Origin of the sequence: Methylobacterium radiodurans (assembly GCF_003173735.1) — a bacterium.
Taxonomy (GTDB): Bacteria; Pseudomonadota; Alphaproteobacteria; order Rhizobiales; family Beijerinckiaceae; genus Methylobacterium; species Methylobacterium radiodurans.
Genome location: NZ_CP029551.1, coordinates 4,580,246 through 4,594,059, shown reverse-complemented (window position 1 = coordinate 4,594,059; position 13,814 = coordinate 4,580,246). Strand labels below are relative to the sequence as shown.

15 protein-coding genes are annotated in these 13,814 nt (G+C 71.2%); 11 read left to right on the top strand and 4 right to left on the bottom strand.

Annotation, left to right across the window (positions count from 1 at the left end; all coding sequences use genetic code 11):
• Positions 1-19 precede the first annotated feature (19 nt).
• Positions 20-1,228: an FAD-dependent oxidoreductase gene (locus tag DK427_RS21550; protein ID WP_109953162.1), complete on the bottom strand. Its 1,209-nt coding sequence runs from the start codon at positions 1,226-1,228 to the stop codon at positions 20-22.
• 210 nt (positions 1,229-1,438) lie between these two features.
• Between DK427_RS21550 and DK427_RS21545 the strand changes: the two genes are divergently transcribed.
• Together DK427_RS21545 and DK427_RS21540 are read left to right on the top strand one after the other, a co-directional pair.
• A complete protein-coding gene (locus tag DK427_RS21545) occupies positions 1,439-1,807 on the top strand; it encodes a hypothetical protein (protein WP_109953161.1) in 369 nt (122 codons plus the stop codon).
• A 182-nt stretch (positions 1,808-1,989) separates the two neighbouring features.
• Entirely contained in the window at positions 1,990-3,132 is a 1,143-nt protein-coding gene (locus DK427_RS21540) for a DUF2778 domain-containing protein (protein WP_109953160.1), read from the top strand.
• Positions 3,133-3,186: 54 nt separating this feature from the next.
• Here the strand turns inward: DK427_RS21540 and DK427_RS21535 are convergent, their stop codons facing one another.
• Positions 3,187-3,768, bottom strand: coding sequence for a Ros/MucR family transcriptional regulator (locus tag DK427_RS21535; protein ID WP_109953159.1), 582 nt, complete (start codon positions 3,766-3,768; stop codon positions 3,187-3,189).
• Between the two features lie 692 nt (positions 3,769-4,460).
• Between DK427_RS21535 and DK427_RS21530 the strand changes: the two genes are divergently transcribed.
• The 5 genes from DK427_RS21530 to DK427_RS21510 are packed head-to-tail and all read left to right on the top strand — an operon-like array spanning position 4,461 to position 9,969.
• On the top strand, positions 4,461-6,056 hold the full coding sequence (locus DK427_RS21530) for an ABC transporter substrate-binding protein (RefSeq protein WP_109953158.1): 1,596 nt from the start codon (positions 4,461-4,463) through the stop codon (positions 6,054-6,056).
• Positions 6,057-6,066: 10 nt separating this feature from the next.
• Positions 6,067-7,047 (top strand): ABC transporter permease, encoded by a 981-nt coding sequence (locus DK427_RS21525; RefSeq protein ID WP_109953157.1) that lies wholly within the window; start codon positions 6,067-6,069, stop codon positions 7,045-7,047.
• A gap of 8 nt (positions 7,048-7,055) precedes the next feature.
• Positions 7,056-8,009 (top strand): ABC transporter permease, encoded by a 954-nt coding sequence (locus DK427_RS21520; protein ID WP_204165213.1) that lies wholly within the window; start codon positions 7,056-7,058, stop codon positions 8,007-8,009.
• The gene (locus tag DK427_RS21515; protein WP_109953155.1) at positions 8,006-8,986 is read left to right on the top strand and encodes an ABC transporter ATP-binding protein; all 981 of its coding nucleotides are present in this window, start codon (positions 8,006-8,008) and stop codon (positions 8,984-8,986) included. The genes DK427_RS21520 and DK427_RS21515 overlap by 4 nt, the downstream gene beginning before the upstream one ends.
• Complete coding sequence (locus DK427_RS21510) at positions 8,983-9,969, top strand: ABC transporter ATP-binding protein (protein ID WP_109953154.1); 987 nt, start codon at positions 8,983-8,985, stop codon at positions 9,967-9,969. The genes DK427_RS21515 and DK427_RS21510 overlap by 4 nt, the downstream gene beginning before the upstream one ends.
• Before the next feature lie 143 nt (positions 9,970-10,112).
• Here DK427_RS21510 and DK427_RS21505 read toward each other — a convergent pair whose 3' ends face one another.
• Positions 10,113-10,565, bottom strand: coding sequence for a BLUF domain-containing protein (locus DK427_RS21505; RefSeq protein ID WP_109953153.1), 453 nt, complete (start codon positions 10,563-10,565; stop codon positions 10,113-10,115).
• A 241-nt stretch (positions 10,566-10,806) separates the two neighbouring features.
• Here DK427_RS21505 and DK427_RS21500 point away from each other — a divergent pair, with 241 nt between their 5' ends.
• Both DK427_RS21500 and DK427_RS21495 read left to right on the top strand, forming a co-directional pair.
• On the top strand, positions 10,807-11,013 hold the full coding sequence (locus tag DK427_RS21500; protein WP_066921646.1) for a hypothetical protein: 207 nt from the start codon (positions 10,807-10,809) through the stop codon (positions 11,011-11,013).
• A gap of 138 nt (positions 11,014-11,151) precedes the next feature.
• Positions 11,152-11,682: a GNAT family N-acetyltransferase gene (locus DK427_RS21495; protein WP_109953152.1), complete on the top strand. Its 531-nt coding sequence runs from the start codon at positions 11,152-11,154 to the stop codon at positions 11,680-11,682.
• A gap of 32 nt (positions 11,683-11,714) precedes the next feature.
• Here the strand turns inward: DK427_RS21495 and DK427_RS21490 are convergent, their stop codons facing one another.
• A complete protein-coding gene (locus DK427_RS21490) occupies positions 11,715-12,626 on the bottom strand; it encodes a bestrophin family protein (protein WP_109953151.1) in 912 nt (303 codons plus the stop codon).
• A gap of 209 nt (positions 12,627-12,835) precedes the next feature.
• On the opposite strand from DK427_RS21490, the gene DK427_RS21485 reads away from it, so the two are divergent.
• Both DK427_RS21485 and DK427_RS21480 read left to right on the top strand, forming a co-directional pair.
• Positions 12,836-13,495, top strand: coding sequence for a DUF2147 domain-containing protein (locus DK427_RS21485; RefSeq protein ID WP_109953150.1), 660 nt, complete (start codon positions 12,836-12,838; stop codon positions 13,493-13,495).
• A gap of 106 nt (positions 13,496-13,601) precedes the next feature.
• Positions 13,602-13,814 carry a hypothetical protein gene (locus DK427_RS21480; RefSeq protein WP_109953149.1) on the top strand — a complete coding sequence of 71 codons (213 nt, stop codon included), beginning with the start codon at positions 13,602-13,604 and terminating at the stop codon, positions 13,812-13,814.

The following is a 13,814-nucleotide window of genomic DNA, read 5'->3' as shown; positions in this document are numbered from 1 at the left end:
CCTGCGGCACGCTGTCCGCTCAGACGGCGTCGGCGCCCCGCACCCCCGCGCGGTCCAACCGGGTGCGCGGGGACCGCAGCATGCGGCGCAGGTTCCAGCGCGCGAGGCGCAAGAAGAAGCGCAGCCAGCGCCGGAGCGACCAGGACAGGCCGGAACCGGTCGAGAGCGCCCGCAGCTCGAACGCCTTGGCGGCCGAGAGGGTATCACAGGCCCGCTTGACCGGATCGGCGTAGAACGCCGCGACCTTGTCCGTCCCCGTCTCCGGCCCGGCGAGCCAGGCCGGGACGTGGTGGTTGCAGAGCCGCTCCACGTCGGTGAAGACCTTGAGCGAGCCCGTACCGGTCGCCGGGCAGGGAGTGGCGAAGGCGTCGCCCACCAGCACGACACCCGGCTTCTCGATCCCGTGCGCGACGTGCAGGTCGGTCGGCCGGACCTTGACCGGGCCTGCTACCCGATAGGGACCGATCAGGCGCTCCAGCCGCGGCATCAGCTCGCGCAGGGCGGCGTCGGGATCGGCCCGGAACCGGGCCAGCCAGGGACTGCGCAAGGGTTGGTACAGGAACAGGTTCGCCCGCACGCTCGCACCGATCCGGAACAGGGTCAGGTAGGCCAGGCCCTGGTCGTAGCGCTCCGGGTTGTACTGCAGTCCCGGAAACGCGAAGGGCAGGCCGTCGGCGCGCTCAATGTCGAACCCGACGGTCACCGAATGGCAGGCGCTGACGAGATCCCGGTGGATCCCAAGGTCCTCGCGCAACCGCCAGTTCAGCCCGCTCGCGAGCACCACGAGGCGGGCCGCGACCGCACCGCCGCCGGGCAGGTGAACGCGCGGTCGGACCGGGTCCGGCTCGACCGCGTCGGCGACCGTCCGCAGGATCCGCACCGTGGGCGGGATCTCTTCCCGCACCGCGTTGACGAGACTGTCGTAGGCGAGGCCGTACTGGCGGAAGGGCACCTTGTCGACGACGCGGCCGAAGCGGGCGATCCAGAGCGTGTCGGCACGCGTCGCGGCCCGGATCACCGGCTCGGCCAGGCCGGTGCGGCGCAGGACCTCGATATGGCCCTGCTCCAGCTTCTCGCAGCGGAAGTCCGGCGGGTAGACGGCGTGCGGATCGATCAGCACCACGTCGCGCCCCGCCCGGCCCAGCATGGCCGCGGCGAGCGAGCCGGCGAGGCCGCCGCCCACGATCGCGATCTCGGCGCGTGCTCCGTCAACCGTCCCGTCCGGCATGGTGCCCCCCTGCGCGCCCGATCCCCGGCCGCCGGTCGTCGGCCTGATTCCCGGTTCGGGCAGGCTGACGATAAGCAAGGCTGCGAAACTAATCCGCTGATCCGTGGACTTAGTCCTTTCGTGGCCCGCCGGGGCGTGCGGCGGACAGCCCGAGATCCGTTGCCCCTTCGTTCTTGCCTTGAGGCCTACGAATCGGCGATAGGTCCGGGTATGCGCCGCCCCGTGCTCCGCCTCGTCCTCGCTCTCGCGGGCGCCCTCGCCGCCGGGCCGTCGCTCGGCCTCGGCACCGGGCCGACGCGGCCTCAGGGCGAGATCGAGCGGCTGGAGCAGGCCTGGCACCAGTGCCTACGGGAGGCCTCCGGCCACCAGCCCCCGGGCCAGAGCCGTGCGGGTGACCAGCGCAACGCCCTCGACGCCTGCCGCGAGCGCGAGGACGCCGTCGTGGCGGCCCTGATGGCGGCGCGCGGCGGGACGCAGGCGGAGCGCTCGCTCGGCGCCCGGGCGCGGAGCTGGGCGGCCTCGGTCGCCGCCTACGTGCTCGACCCGGTCTCGTCCTGGCTCGGCATCCTCGGGCGCTGACGAGCCGAAGGTCTTCGAAACGGCGCCGGGCTTATCTGAAGGTTAACCAAACCGGCCGCTCAATAGGCTTCCGTCAAGGTTGATGTTTCCCGAACAGGCCGGTGCCGCCCCGTTCGCTCGCGCGCCGAGCGGCGGCCGGTCGTCCGCGTCCCGTGCGGGGCCCGCGTAGCCGAGTAACCCGCATGACCGTGCCCGCGTATCCGTCCGCGCACCGCGTCCGTCACCCGCACCGCCGCCCGCGTCGCGGGCTCCTCGGGCGTTTCCTCGGCGGGTTTATGGGACCGGCGGCGGCCGCGACGATGGCCTGCGCGGTGCTCGCCCGCTTCTACCTGCCCGAGCCCCAGGCGCCTGAGGCGCGCCCGCCCCAGGTCGAGCGGGCCCAGGCGGCAGCGCAGACCGGCAGATCTCCGGCGGATCCGCCGAGGCCCGCGCCGGCCCGCGTCGCCTGGATGCTCGATCCGACGCCGATCCTCGGAACCGGCACGCGCTCCTTCTCGGTCGCGACACCGCCGCGGGCCTTCGCGCCGTCGCCCGCCGCCTCTGCCGTTCCGGTTGCGCCGGCCGCCGCCCCGAAGTTCGCCGAGGCGCAGGCGCGCAAGCCCGAGCCGGTCCGGCTCGCCGAGCAGACCGTACCGTTGCCGATGCCGCGCCCGGCGGAACTTCGCCCCGAGGCGGAAAGGCCTCGCACCGCGGGGCGCCAGCGGCTGGCCGCCCGGGCCCAGCGGCAGGCTGTCGTCCAGCCCCAGGCTGACGCGGCGGCCGAGCGCTCCTTCTTCGACGCGGTGTTCGGCACGCGGCCGGCGCCCGAGACGCGGCCGGAGACGGCGATGGCCTACGCCTCCCTGGAGCGCGATCCCGTCGCGGCGATCCCGCGCCGGACGCTCGTGCCGGAGCCCACGGCCGAGGCGACGGCGATCTACGACATCACCGCCCGCACCGTGACCCTGCCGAGCGGCGAGGTGCTGGAGGCGCATTCGGGCCTCGGCCCGGCGCAGGACAACCCGAAGCTCGTCCACCTGACGATGCGCGGCGCCACGCCGCCCGGCACCTACCTGCTGACCGAGCGCGAGGCGCTGTTCCACGGGGTGCGGGCGATCCGGCTCAACCCGGTCGGCGGGAGCGGCGCTGTGCACAATCGGGTCGGGCTGCTCGCCCACACCTACATGCTCGGTCCGAGCGGTGCCTCGAACGGTTGCGTCGTGTTCCGCAACTACGATCGCTTCCTGCGGGCTTTTTTGCGCGGCGAGGTCCGCCGGCTCGTCGTGGTTGCCGGCAGCCGGCAGGACCGCCTGCCCGCCGTGGCGCAGAGCCTGTTCGGCCGCTAGCCGAGGCGGATCCGGCGCGGGTATCGAGAACCCGCGCCATCCGGCGTGCTCGTGCTACTCGGCCGCCTCGGCGGCGGACTTTTTCCGGCCCCGCCCCTTGGCGGGTGCAGGCGCCGGCGTGGGCGTCTCGGCAGCCTTGCGGCGCCCCCGCGTCTTCGGCGCCTCGGCCGGCGCCTCCTCGGGCTCGGAGACCGTCTCGGCCGGCGCGGTGTCCAGGGCAGCGGCCTCGCTCTTGCGGCCGAGGCCGAGGCTGCGCGCCAGTTCCGAGCGCTTGGCGGAGTAGCTGGCGGCGGTGGCCGGGTAGTCGGCCGGCAGGCCGAAGCGCTGGCGGTAAGCCTGGAAGTCCAGCCCGTGCTTGGTGAGGTGGCGCTTCAGCGTCTTGTAGGGCTTGCCGTCGATGAAGCTGATCAGCGCGTCCGGCGTGATCGACTTACGGATCTGGGCCGGTGTCAGCTTCTCGGCCGGGGCTTCGGCCTGCTCGGCCGGCTTCGACAGATCACCGAGCGCGGCGTGCACGGTGCCGATCAGCGTCGGAAGATCGACGGCTTGGATATGATTGTTCGAGACATAAGCCGAGACGATATCAACCGTCAGCTCGATCTGATCCGACCCTAGAACTTCATCACTTTCCGACACGACGACCTCCCGACCACAACGGTTCGAGAGAAAGGGCAGGCGCCACGATCCGTCAAGACAGCCGATAGTCAAATGCGTCGGCAAAACGCATTCGGTGCAGCGATCTCACAGAAAATTCTATCCCAATAACGTTTCCGAATGCGTCGGAAGGCTTGTCAGCACCAACCGAGGCCGCTCGGAGCGCCGACCCGATCTTGGATTGCCGCCAACGCCATCCCGGCCTGCTTTCGTCCGAATCGTTGGCCGCTGCGGGGGCATCCTCTGATCGGAGGATGCTCCCGCAGCGCTCCCGTGCATTCTGGCCCACGGGTCTGCCGACACGGTGAGGGAACGCGGTGATGCCAGGACGGAACAGAGGGGCGCTGCCCGGCTGGCTCGCACGGCGCCGATACAGCCCGCGCCTGAAGCGGCACCTTGCCGACAAGCCGCGCGCCGCGCGCGTACAGCCCGCGCGGGCGGTGTCGGTCGACTGGACAGTCTTGGCAAACTTCGGGGGCAACGTGGTCCCGCTGCGGCCAGGCGCCGCGTCGATGGCGGAGCCCCGCTAGGACAAGGGCCGCAAGGCCCGGTTGCGCAGCGCTCAAGCTTGCTGGCACAAGTTCCGCATACCGGCGAGGGTACTTCCCGGTCCTCCGACAGGGCCTCCCGGTCGAAGCGTGGACATGATGCGCATGCGGTGTGATGCTCTGACGATGCCGATGAAGAACGCGCTGCTCGCCGCCGGACTCGCCCTGGGCCTCCTCGGGGGCTCGTCCCTCGCGCAGGCCCAGAACGTCTTCCGCTTCGCCTTCCAGGGCGACATCAAGTCGCTCGATCCCTACTCGCTGAAGGAGACCTTCACGATCGGGATGCACGGCGCCGTCTACGAAGCGCTGATCATGCGCGACAAGGACATGAAGTTCGTGCCCGCGCTCGCCGAATCCTGGGAGACGCCGGAGCCGACGCGCTGGCGCTTCCACCTGCGCAAGGGCGTGAAGTTCCACGACGGCTCGCCCTTCACCGCCGACGACGTGATCTTCTCGGTGCAGCGCGTGCGCGCGCCGGGCTCCAACTTCCAGACGAACGTGCCGGCCGACGCCGAGTTCGTGAAGGTCGACGACTACACCGTCGACATGAAGCTGAAGACGCCGAACCCGATCGCGATCGCCCAGTTCCCGACCTGGTACATCATGTCGAAGACCTGGGCCGAGAAGAACAACGCCGTCCAGCCCTCGGCCCCGACCGCCACCTCGCCGAGCTTCGCCACGCTGAACGAGAACGGCACCGGCCCCTTCGTCGTCACCGAGCACCAGCCGGGCGTGCGCACGGTGTTCAAGAAATTCCCCGGCTACTGGGGCAAGGTCGAGTCGAACCTCGACGAGGCGGTCTTCACCACGATCGGCAACTCGGCCACCCGCGTCGCCGCGCTCCTGTCCGGCGAGGTCGACTGGATCGATCCTGTGCCGTTGCAGGACCAGCCCCGCGTCGAGTCGAGCGGCAACGCCGTGGTGATGGCCGGCCCCGAGCTGCGCACGATCTTCCTGGGCATGGACCAGTGGCGCGACGAGCTGAAGGATTCGAGCGTCAAGGGCAAGAACCCGTTCAAGGACAAGCGTGTGCGCGAGGCCTTCTACCTCGCCATCGACGAGGACACGATCGCCAAGCGCGTGATGCGCGGTCAGGCGACCCCTTCCGCGATCCTGATCGCCCCCTCGCTCTACGACCGCTCGGGCGAGTTCAAGCGCCCGGCCTACGACCCGAAGAAGGCCAAGGCGCTGCTGACCGAGGCGGGCTACCCGGACGGGTTCACCCTCACGATGGATTGCCCGAACGACCGCTACGTCAACGACGAGGCGATCTGTCAGGCCGTCGTCTCGATGCTCGCCCGGGTCGGCGTGAAGGTGAACCTCAACGCCCAGCCCAAGGCCAAATACTTCGCCAAGGTGCTGGCGCCCGCCTACGACACCTCGTTCTACCTCGTCGGCTGGACGCCCTCCTCGCAGGACAGCCACAACATCCTGTACGAGATCGCGGGCTGCCGGAACGACCCGAAATCCGGCCGCGGCGGCTGGAACATCGGCAATTACTGCAACCCGAAGATCGACGAGATCGCCGACAAGGTCGAGCAGGAGACCGACAAGACCAAGCGCGACGCCCTGATCAAGGAGGGTTTCGACACGATTTCTGCCGATTGGGGCTACATCCCGCTGCACCAGCAGGCGCTCGCATGGGGCGTGTCGAAGAAAGTCACGCTGACCCAGCGCCCGGATAACTACCTCTACCTCTACTGGGTGTCGAAGAAGCCCTGAGGCGGCAAGCGTGCTCGCGTTCCTGATCCGCCGCCTCGCCCAGGCCTTCGTGGTGCTGGGCGTCGTCGGCCTGATCGCCTTCGCCATGTTCCGGTTCGCGGGCGACCCCGTGAACCAGATCGTCGGACCGGACACGCCGGTCGCCGAGCGGGCCGAGATCCGCAGGAGCCTCGGCCTCGACGACCCGATGCTGGTGCAATTCGGGCGCTATGCCGGAAACGTCCTCAGGGGCGATTTCGGCATCTCCTACCAGTTCCGTCAGCCGGTGACGGCGCTCTTGGCCGAGCGCATCCCGGCGACGCTGGAGCTGGCCTTCTGCGCCACGCTCTTCGCCCTCGGCGTCGGCATCCTGATGGGGGTCTACTGCGCCCTCAAGCGGGACACGTTTCTCGCCAAGCTGTTCCAGGCGATCTCGCTCGTCGGCGTCTCGCTGCCGACCTTCCTGATCGGCATCCTCTTGATCTTCCTGTTCTCGGTGACGCTCGGCTGGCTGCCCTCCTACGGGCGTGGCGACACGGTGCGGATCGGGGGCTGGACCACGGGCTTCCTCACCGTCTCGGGCCTGAAGGCCCTGATCCTGCCCTCGGTGACGCTGGGCCTCTACCAGATGACCCTGATCATGCGGCTCGTCCGGGCCGAGATGCTGGAGGTGCTGCGCACCGACTACATCCGCTTCGCCCGTGCCCGCGGCTTGTCCACCCGCGCCATCCATCTCGGCCACGCCCTGAAGAACACGCTCGTGCCCGTCATCACCATCGCGGGCCTTCAGCTCGGCTCGGTCATCGCCTTCTCGATCATCACCGAGACGGTGTTCCAGTGGCCCGGCATGGGTCTGCTCTTCGTCCAGGCGGTGCAGAACGTAGATATCCCGATCATGTCGGCCTACCTGCTGCTAGTGGCCGCGATCTTCGTGACGATCAACCTCGTGGTCGACATCCTCTACACGGTGGTCGATCCCCGGCTCCGCACCAGCGTGGGGCGCGCCGCATGAGTGCCGCGATGGACGATGCCGCCGAGGCCCCGGACGTCCGGCACCCCGCCCGGTCCCGGCTGGCGCGCCTTCTCGATTCCGATCTCTGGGCGAGCTTCCGCCGCTCGAAGACGGCGATGGCGGCCTTCGTGGCGACCGTGCTGCTGTTCGCGCTCGCCTTCGCCGCGCCCTGGATCGTGCCGCAGAACCCCTACGACCCGGCACAGCTCGACCTGCTCAACTCGAACCTGCCGCCCATCTGGAAGGCGGAGGGGCAGGCATCCTTCCTGCTCGGCACCGACGACCAGGGCCGCGACGTGCTCTCGGCGGTGCTCTACGGCCTGCGCCTCTCGCTGATCGTCGGGATGCTGGGCGTCCTGGTCTCCGGCACGCTCGGCATCGGGCTCGGGCTCGTCGCGGGCTACGTGGGCGGGGTCCTCGACACGATCATCATGCGCGTGGCCGACGTGCAGCTGACCTTCCCGGCGATCCTGATCGCGCTTGTGGTGGATGGCGTCGCCAAGGCCTCCTTCGGCGGGGCGCTGGACACCAACGCCACGATCCTCCTCATCGTGGTCTCGATCGGGCTCTCCTTCTGGGTGCAATACGCCCGCACCGTGCGCTCCTCCGTGATGGTGGAGCGCGGCAAGGACTACGTGCAGGCCGCCCGCCTGATCGGCCTGTCCACGCCCGTCATCATGGTGCGGCACGTCCTGCCGAACGTCACCGGCCCGGTCTTCGTCATCGCCACCATCAACCTCGCGCTCGCGATCATCACCGAGGCGACCCTGTCGTTCCTCGGCACGGGCCTGCCCGAGACGATGCCCTCGCTGGGCACCCTGATCCGCACCGGCAACCGGTTCCTGTTCTCGGGCGAGTGGTGGGTGGTGGCCTTCCCCGGCATCGCGCTGGCCGGCCTCGTCATCGCCATCAACCTGCTGGGCGACTGGCTGCGCGACGCGCTGAACCCGAAGCTGCAATGAGCGACACCGTCCTCTCCGTGCGCGACCTGCGCGTCGTCTTCGAGACGCGCCGGGGCACGCTGACCGCCATCGACGGCGTCTCCTTCGACATCGGCCGCGGCGAGATCCTGGGCGTGGTGGGCGAGTCCGGGGCCGGCAAGTCGGTGACGGGCGCGGCCGTCATCGGGCTGATCGACCCGCCCGGCCGCATCGCCGGGGGCGAGATCCGGCTGGGCTCAGAGCGCATCGACAACCTGCCACCCGAGAAGATGCGCCGGGTGCGGGGGCGCCGCATCGGCATGATCTTCCAGGACCCGCTGACCTCCCTCGACCCGCTCTACCGGGTCGGCGAGCAGATCGTGGAGACGATCCGCACCCACACCGACCTCTCCGCCAAGGCCGCCAGGGCCCGGGCAATCGATCTCCTCACCGAGGTCGGCATCCCGGCGCCCGAGCGGCGCATCGACGGCTACCCGCACGAGTTCTCCGGCGGCATGCGCCAGCGCGTGGTGATCGCGCTGGCGCTCGCGGCCGAGCCCGAGCTGATCATCGCCGACGAGCCGACGACGGCCCTCGACGTCTCGGTCCAGGCCCAGGTGATCGCGCTCCTCAAGCGCCTCTGCCGCGAGCGCGGCACCGCCGTGATGCTGGTGACCCACGACATGGGGGTGATCGCCGAGGCCGCCGACCGGGTCGCCGTGATGTATTCGGGCCGCATCGCCGAGATCGGCCCGGTGGAGAGCGTGGTGCGGGCGCCCCACCACCCCTACGCCCGCGGCCTGATGGGCGCGATCCCGACGCTCAGCGACACCGCCGAGCGCCTGACCCAGATTCCCGGCGCGATGCCGCGGCTCACCGCGATCCCGCCGGGCTGCGCCTTCAATCCACGCTGCCCGAACGTGTTCGGGCGCTGTCGGAGCGAGCGGCCGGAGCCGGTCGCGGTCGAGCGGACGCGGGTCGCCTGCCACCTCTACGACGGGCGCGGAGAAGCCGCATGAGCGCCTATGTCGAGGTCGAGGACCTGCGCCGGGTCTTCGACGTGTCGAAGCCCTGGCTCAACCGGGTGATCGAGCGCGCCCCCCGGCAGACCCTCAAGGCGGTCGACGGGGTCGGCTTCACGATCGCCCGCGGCGAGACCTTCGCGCTGGTGGGCGAGTCGGGCTCTGGCAAGTCGACCGTCGCCCGCATGGTGGTGGGGCTGCTGCCGCCCTCGGGCGGCGAGGTCCGGATCGCCGACATCTCGATGACGGATCCTCGCCAGGAGGCCGCCCGGCGGCGCCTGCGCGCCCGGATCCAGATGATCTTCCAGGATCCCTACGCCTCGATGAACCCGCGCTGGCGCGTCGGCGCGATCGTCGCGGAGCCGATCCGGGCCTTCGGCCTGATCCAGGGCGAGGCGGCGATCCGCGCGCGCGTCGGCGAGTTGCTGCGCCTCGTCGGCCTGCACCCGGACGACGCGCGCAAGTACCCGCACGAATTCTCGGGCGGCCAGCGCCAGCGCGTCGCCATCGCGCGGGCGCTGGCGAGCCAAGCGGAGTTCCTGGTCGGCGACGAGCCGACCTCGGCCCTCGACGTCTCGGTCCAGGCCCAGATCCTGAACCTGATGCGCGACCTGCAGGACCGGCTCGGGCTGACCTACCTGTTCATCAGCCACAACCTCGCCGTGGTGCGCCATATGGCGACGCGGATCGGCGTGATGTATCTGGGCCGCCTCGTGGAAGTCGGCGACAAGGCGGCGATCTTCGAGCGCCCGCGCCACCCCTACACCCGCATGCTGCTCGACGCGGTGCCGGACCTCGCCCATATCGGCCGCGCCCGCACGCCGGTCTCGGGCGAGATCCCGAACCCGATCGATCCGCCCTCGGGCTGCACCTTCAACCCGCGCTGCCCGCACGCGAACGCGCGCTGCCGGTCCGAGGTGCCGCGGCTCCTCGACGGCGTCGCCTGCCACGCGGTGGAAGAGGGCCGGCTGACCGCCTGACTACGCAAAAAAAAGAGCCGCCCGTGCGGGCGGCCCGAGTCAGGGGAGGAAACGCTCCGAGCGTCCGGCACGCCGCCGTGCCGTATCGGGTGAACCGGAGGTCGCCGGCTCCGTTCCGCGAAAACTTCGTGCCCGCACCGGAATCAGATCGGGCCCTCGCGCCAGAGCAGGCTGATCGGCGCGTCCACGAGCAGGAGCAGCGTCGAGCGCAGGAGCTCGACCCGGCGCACGGGATCCCGCTCAAGCCCCGAAACGGGCCCGAGCGCGGCCTCGAGCCGCGCGTCGGCCTCCGGCGAAGCCCCCAGGAAGCCCATCGACCAGGTGCCGAACAGGCGCCGCTCGGCCTCGCCCATCTCGATCACCGAGACGCTGCGGTGGCGCCGGTCGACAAGCAGGCGCTCGAACACGGCCAGGACCTCGACCTGTCCGCCCTCCAGCACCTGCAGGAACCCGGTACCCGTATAGACGAGGACGCCGGAGATGCCGTGCTCGCCATTCCGCCGACGCGAGGATTCCAGAATGGCCGGCAGGTTGGGCGCCCGGAACATCTCCTCCGCCTCGTGGCGCGCCGCGCTCTTGTAGATCAGACGGAACAAGGACGGTCCTGTGCGTAACTCCGGGAGAGGCGGCTCGGCGCGCCGGCCGAACGGCGGGAGCGCACATCATCACAGGGCAGGCCGGGGATAAACCCCGTTCCGCGGCACGGCGTCGTCCTGCCGCGCAGGCGGCTCCATTGACGCTTCTTTTGAGTTGTTCTAATTAAGAACTCGCGAGCGAGGTGCCGGCTCGGACGGCCGGCAGCCCGCGATGGATCACCACGCGAACGGAGACCTGACCATGGCCGGTACCAACGCCTCCTGCGAGAGCTGCCGCTTCTTCGACGACCACAAGCTCAACGGCGCCCAGGCCTCGGGCGACGAGGGCCTGTGCCGCTTCAACCCCCCGGTCAGCCAGCCGGCCCCGGAGTCGAAGGGCCTGTGGCCCGTCGTCGCCTCGCAGGACTGGTGCGGGCACTTCACCGCCGACGTGACCGCGGCCGAGTAAGCGGCCTCCCACAATCGGACGTCTCGAAGGGGTCGGCGCGCGGGCGCCGGCCCCTTCTCCGCGTCGGCGGCAGGGCGGGGGATGGTGCGAGCGGGCGCCCGCGTTGCCGCGAAACCGCGCCACCGCTAGCGTGCCGGCATGACGCTGACGCTGCGCGAAGCGGGTCCCGGTGACATCGGGGCGATCACCCGGATCTACGCGGAGGCCGTGCTGAACGGCACCGCGACCTTCGAGACCGAACCGCCGAGCGAGGCGGAGATGGGCCGCCGGCATGCGGAACTCCTCGCGGCGGGCCTGCCCTGGCTCGTGGCGGCACGCGGCGCCCTGGTCGTCGGCTACGCCTATGCCGGCCTCTACCGGACGCGCGCGGCCTACCGGTCGACGCTGGAAACCTCCGTCTACGTTGCGCCGGAGGCGCGGGGGCAGGGCGTCGGGCGCGCGCTGCTCGGAGCCCTCATCCCGGCCTGCGCGGCCCTCGACGCGCGCCGGCTCGTGGCGGTGATCGCGCATCCTGGGTCCGACGCCTCCGTTGCCCTGCACGCGGGCGCGGGCTTCGTGCCCGCAGGCAGCCTCCCGGGGGTCGGCTACAAGCACGGGCGCTGGCTCGACACCCTCTTGATGCAGCGGGCGCTGGGCCCGGGATTGGACCGGCCGCCGACCCGGATCTAGCCAGCCGCGCCGGAAGGGGGCCCGGCATCGCCTCAGCGCAGCAGGAACTTCTCGGGCTCCAGCGGCTCGGGCACCGGCTCGCCGAGCGCGTCGAGCACGATCGCGTCGACCGTGCGCAGCATCGCGTCGAGGGGCAGGTCGTTCGGGTCCGTGCCGAAGGGCTCCTCCAGTTCGTCGCCCAGCGCGTCGAGGCCGAAAAAGGTGTAGGCCACGAGCGCGACCGCGGCCGGCGTCGCCCAGCCGAGCGAGCCGGAGAGGCCGACCGGCAGGAAGAGGCAGTAGAGCCAGGCCGTGCGGTAGAGCAGCAGCGTGTAGGCGAAGGGCAGGGGCGTCGTCCGGATGCGCTCGCAGGCCGCTTGGATCGCCGAGAGGTCGGCGAGCTTGCGCTCCAGCAGCCCGAACAGGACGTCGCTGAGGACCCCCCGTCGCATCGCCCCGGCGAGGTCGGCCGAGAGACCCGCCAGCACCGCGTCCGTCGGGCAGAGGCCGCCCGGCGCCTCGCCCGGCGGCAGCCAGGGCGCGACCGCCGCCGCCTCATCGGCGCCGCGCAGGCGCGCGTGCAGGCCGTGGGCGAAGCCCGCGACGCGCCGCAGGGCGGCCCGTCGCAGGGCGGCCTCCCCGGTGCCGGGCAGGAGGGCATTCAGCGCGCGGGCGAGGCCGCGCGATTCCACGATCAGCCCGCCCCAGAGCTTGCGGGCCTCCCACCAGCGCTCGTAGCAGGCGTTGTTGCGGAAGCTCAGGAAGATCGAGAGCGCGAGGCCGATCAGCGTGAACGGGCCGATCCCCGCGGTGACCGGGAAGGCCTCGGGCCAGCGCTGCTCGGCGGCCACCACGAGGCAGGCGAAGGCGGCCAGCCCCAGCACGGTCGGGGCGACCTGCGGCAGGATCGAGCCCCGCAGCGTGAACAGGATGGCGAGGAGGTTCGGGCGCGGGCGGACGATCATGCAGGCGCAGGGATGAAGCCGGGGATCTGAATGCGGCGGGATGCCGGATCGGTGCGAGATCTCACCGGACGTCATGATGCGGTCAACTTCGGGGCGGATTGCGGACCCCGACAGGCCAGCCCGCCCCGCGAGGGGTCGAGGGGCTGCCGGGACAGTGTGCAGACGAGCGGGGCCGGAGGGGCGCGGCCCGCTTCGCTTGGGAGTATGGCATGACGTTTCGACTGATCGCGGCGGGCACAGTGCGGGCCGGCCTCCGGCGCGCGATGCTGCCGGCCGCGCTGCTGGCTGGCCTGACGGGCGCGGGCCATGCCGCCACCCCGGCGGACGCGACCGGCACCTTCCTCACCGAGGACGGGCGCGCCCGCATCCGCATGGAGAAGTGCGGCCCGGCCGAGAAGAACCTCTGCGGCTACGTCGTGTGGCTGAAGGTGCCGCTCAACGACAAGGGCCAGCCCCGGATCGACTTCAAGAACCCGGACCCGAAGAAGCAGGCCCGGGCCTCCCTCGGCCACCAGCTCATCCTCGGCCTGAAGCCGAACGCGGATGCCCGCTACGAGGGCCGGATCTACAATTCGGAGGACGGCAAGTCCTACGACGTGACGATCTGGTCCGAGACGCCGGGCGAGCTGACCGTGCGCGGCTGCCTGATCGCCTTCCTGTGCAAGTCGCAGACCTGGAACAAGGTCACGGACGTGCTGCCGGGCCAGCTCACCGGCCCGACCAACGGCCCCGGCGGTCCCCGCTCCGATCCCGAGTGGCTGCCGGCCAAGCCCGCCGCCACGGGCTCGACCGCCGCGCCCGCGGGCACCGCCGCGGCGAAGCCGGCCGCCAAGCCGCAGGGTGCCGCCCCCAAGCCCGCCGCCGAGTAACCCGCTCGGGCGGATCGCGCGGGCCGGCATCCGCTGTGGTGCCGGCCCGCGCCCGTGCTATGCTGCGCTCGTCTCCCCGGGACGCCTCGCACCGGCCCAACGGTCCATGTCCTGCCGCCACCAGCCCGACGCGCCGAGGCCCGGCGCCCTCCAGGACGCGCCCTCCTTCTCGCGCAAGTGGCGCCGCTTCCCGAGCGCGCTGCCGCCGGCCTGCAACGACAACCAACGTCCGGGCCGCCTGCGCGCCGCGGTGCTCGCCGGCGCAGGCCTCGCCGGGCTCCTGGCCGGCCTGCTCGCCGTCGCGGCGGCGCTGATCTGA